General features: G+C 44.0%; 3 protein-coding genes. All 3 read right to left on the reverse strand.

Translation table 11 applies throughout. The features are described 5' to 3' along the window. Positions 1-72, reverse strand: a 72-nt coding sequence (locus tag JCM16496_RS25350; RefSeq protein ID WP_148301646.1) for an AAA family ATPase, incomplete at its 3' end; no start/stop codon positions are given. 717 nt (positions 73-789) lie between these two features. Then, positions 790-3357, reverse strand: coding sequence for a hypothetical protein (locus tag JCM16496_RS20740; protein WP_128809785.1), 2568 nt, complete (start codon positions 3355-3357; stop codon positions 790-792). 35 nt (positions 3358-3392) lie between these two features. After that, complete coding sequence (locus tag JCM16496_RS23010; protein WP_167332311.1) at positions 3393-3530, reverse strand: hypothetical protein; 138 nt, start codon at positions 3528-3530, stop codon at positions 3393-3395. Positions 3531-3754 lie beyond the last annotated feature (224 nt).

The following is a 3754-nucleotide window of genomic DNA, read 5'->3' on the forward strand; positions in this document are numbered from 1 at the left end:
TGTCTTGTCCACGTAGACATATCCGTCTTCACGAATCACGTCGAAGCTCTGTATTCCGATGGGATATTTCATAATGTCTTCTCCTTCTTCTTTTTGGGGTCTGTTGCATTGTTGCAATGACAAATGTACGGAGAAAAGGACAAATAAAGAAAAGTTGGACGGGGAAAAACAAAAATCCCTGCCTATGATGCCCCCAAAATTACGGCTTTTCCATTTAAAGGGGTTATCAGCTTGCAAATCGGCTTTACTCCTTGCAACTTTATTTCTGAGTATGAATTAAGCAAACTAGGCTTCATATCCTTCAGCTTTATGAAAAGCGACCGGTTGACAGTGATTTATGCTGAAAGATATTTAAACGGGAAATAGATAGGATGACTGATGCAGAAGCTTGGGGTGGGCACTGCATAGCTCAACTTGACGGCTGTAAACCTTTACTGGGTCATGTTGAAATTGCATAGACACGGCTATTGCATCTATAGATGGAACATGCCGGATATATAGATGCGACAAACAGTTATGGAAGTTTCAGCAGCCCCCCCCGATGGATAGGGCGATACACAAAAGGATGAAATATCCGTATGACTCTTTCTTTTAAAGGAGTTAGATGAAAGAGCCATGAGAAAGGTTACTTGCGGAAGTCCACAAGCCGAGCCGCCTAATGTATCACGTGGAGAACTTTGTGCATAAGGAAAGGGGACATGCCTCAATCTCGGCACATCCCCTTTCTCCATACATTTATAGGACTAACAAAGCATGATGCTTTTGCCTATTCCTCTTCAGCTATCCGGATTATTTCTTGGTCGGGATACCGTTTTTCCAGTAATCGGTGCCAACAGAAGAAGTCTTGTACCATACTATACCGGCAACATCAGAAGAACCAGCTCCAGTAGCTGTCACAATCTCGGCTCTTGCACTCTTGTCTACTACAATCTTATCTGCTGTGGTAATGCTGTTGGCAGAGAATTTGGCAACAACCGGTGTATTGTCACTCGTGCTGGCGATATTCAAGTTACCGATTGTGCTGTTCACTTTACTGCTCATGGTCAATATAGCAGGAGAAGCCAACTTCACATTCAGCGTACCTACATTCAATACTTCTGTATCGCGGTCTGGAGAAGCAGTAACAGTAGTTGTCGCATTGACATTCATTTCGCCTGTCACTACCAGTTTCAGCATTTTGTCAGCAGCTGTTCCTATGGTGATTTCCAGCTCGCTATTTACATCCAAAGCCGGCAAGGTAGCAGTGACGGCAGCTTCTGTTGCGGCACTGATAAAAGTTGTTTTTACACCAGTAGCCTCTACTACATATTTCTTGATAGGAGCTGTGGCTGTAGCAATTTTCTTCATTTCATAGCTCGTAGCCGCACCTACAAACTTCACAATGGTAGTAGGACGTTCCTTCAAGGCTGCGTCAAAGCGGGCACCATTATTGTCTACCTCAGAAATGTATTCACCCGGAGAACTCAAGGAAGTGATGTTACCGGTTACCTGGCTGGAAACCTTATCGGTAATCTCACCATCATTGGTTGCTGTACCGGCAATAGCAAGCACACCTTGTACTGTAGTTGTTCCGGCATTGTTGAATGTTCCTGCTTCTTTGACATAAAGTTTTGTGTCGTCAGCATTGTTACCAAAAGTCTCAATCGTCAACTTGCCTTCATTATTGAATGTTCCGCTCAGGTTCACCAATGTCTTATTGTTATTGGCAGAGGGTTTTACGACTGTAGCAATACCCTTGTTGGTAATAGAGCCGGTTACAGTGCTGGTCTTGTCTGCAGCAAATTCCAATTCACCCGCTTTAGCAGTAGTGGCAGCATCAGCGGCTTTGTCTTCAATGACAACGTCAGAGTTGATGGTAGCCGCATTTACAACCAGTTTACCTCCATTGGAAGCATTTCCGCAGCAAGTCATTCCTTTCACTGTGATATTGGAATTCATAGTCGAGTTGTCACCCAAAGTCAAAGTCTTATCTTCGGGAACGATGATGCCGTCACCTTTCACTGTTACATATCCAGGAACGGTGCAATCATTTTCCAACTCGATGTCACCAATGATATTAATCTCGGCCGTGTTTGTGGAAGACAAGCCTGTGCATGCAGCGATTGCATTACCCAGAGATGCATCGTCAACAGCATAATAAACATTAGTCTTGAAATCATCGGCGGTCAGTTGTGCTTTTACTGTAGCAGCTTCAGCCGCACCAATCTTTACAGCACCCGTAGAGAGGGCAGCATTGACGAAAGCAACTTTTTCAGTACCAGTTTCAGTGGCATATACCAACAGCTTGAGGTTCTTTACGTCACAAGGCAAAACAGGCATATAATACTTCAAGGCGGTCGCTGTGATAGTACCATTAGCAGCCAAATCGGCAACGATGGTCTTGTTTGTCACCTTATTGCCGCAATAGAGGTCCTGGCCTTTCTTGCCTTCCTTGATAGACTTGGCACTCAAATCAACCGATTTCACAAAACCGGCTTCATTGAACAAGACAACCTTATAGACTGCAATTTGACTCAAACCAGCCACAGCTGTTGCATCCGCTGCAATGAGTTGTACACTCAGGAGGCTTGAAAGATTTTCAAGGCCAAAGCCGCTGGCTTGAGTCCCTCCCTTAGTGATACTCAGTTTACCATAAGCAAATGTACTGTTGCCGAAAACAGGGTCATTAAGACCGTCAGCACCTTCCTGTACACCGCTGAAAGTCAACGATGAAGTTGCCGGAATGGCAGCTGTCTGGCAGAAGTTCTTGTTATAGGGGTAGTACACGATGTAATCACCCTCGAACATTGTGGAATTTTCTGTCTTAAATACACCGGATTTGAAATTGGGAGTGGTGAATGCACCTTTGGTAGATACCGTTATGCCATAATTAGCCTGTTCACCTGCTGACCCAGTACCAGTGTAAGCAGTTGCTTCCGAATAAAGCCAACCATTATTTAATTTGGCAGGGTCGCATTTATCAAAATCAGCGGCAGCTTCATCCGTAGCCAACCATCCATTATGGATGAACTTATAATTGGTATAAACTACATCCGACACAGTTGCCAGTCCCTCGCCGGTCCAGCAAAGGCCGATTTCAGGAGCATTTACAGCAGTAGCACTGCTAGTGATAGTGGAATTGCCACCAGTTGTGGCAGGAGTAGGCAGCCACTTGAAGAACAATCCAGGATCGAGATACCAAGACGAGCGAGTATCGGCCTGATTTCCTCTAACAGCAGCGATAGAGAAATCTTTCCCTACTTCAATCAAGCCAGCTTTGTTGACGGGCGAAGAAGTTTCATCTGCAAACTCTTCATTCGAGCAAGCTGTGAATAGCGCAGGAAGCACCATTGCAGCTAAAATTAGTTTTGTTTTCATCTTAAAATGTTTAATTATTAATAATACATTATTCGTTAGAAATCTTCAGGCACATCAGGGATACCTTGATTACTTCCATCAGTAGCCCCCGAACCTGCGAACCCGGCTTCTACCATGAACTCCAAAACTTCTACATCCGGAGCTTCATACTTCATCTCTTTTTCCATCTTCATAATCGTAAAAAAATTAGTTGTTAATAATATAATATTGTTTTTCTTCTCGTTTTTTCGCTATACAGATGTATCATGCGCCTATTTGCTTGCTATAGCAAGTGCTTGTACCACACATCCACCTATCTGTTTCTTGCTTGCCATCCGGGAGTTCCTATATATGACAAGGTGTAATCGGTCGTCTGACTGCCTTTATATAAAGGTGTAAAACCTGCGCATAGCCCCGC

It is taken from the genome of Bacteroides rodentium JCM 16496 (genome assembly GCF_000614125.1).
Classification (GTDB): Bacteria; Bacteroidota; Bacteroidia; order Bacteroidales; family Bacteroidaceae; genus Bacteroides; species Bacteroides rodentium.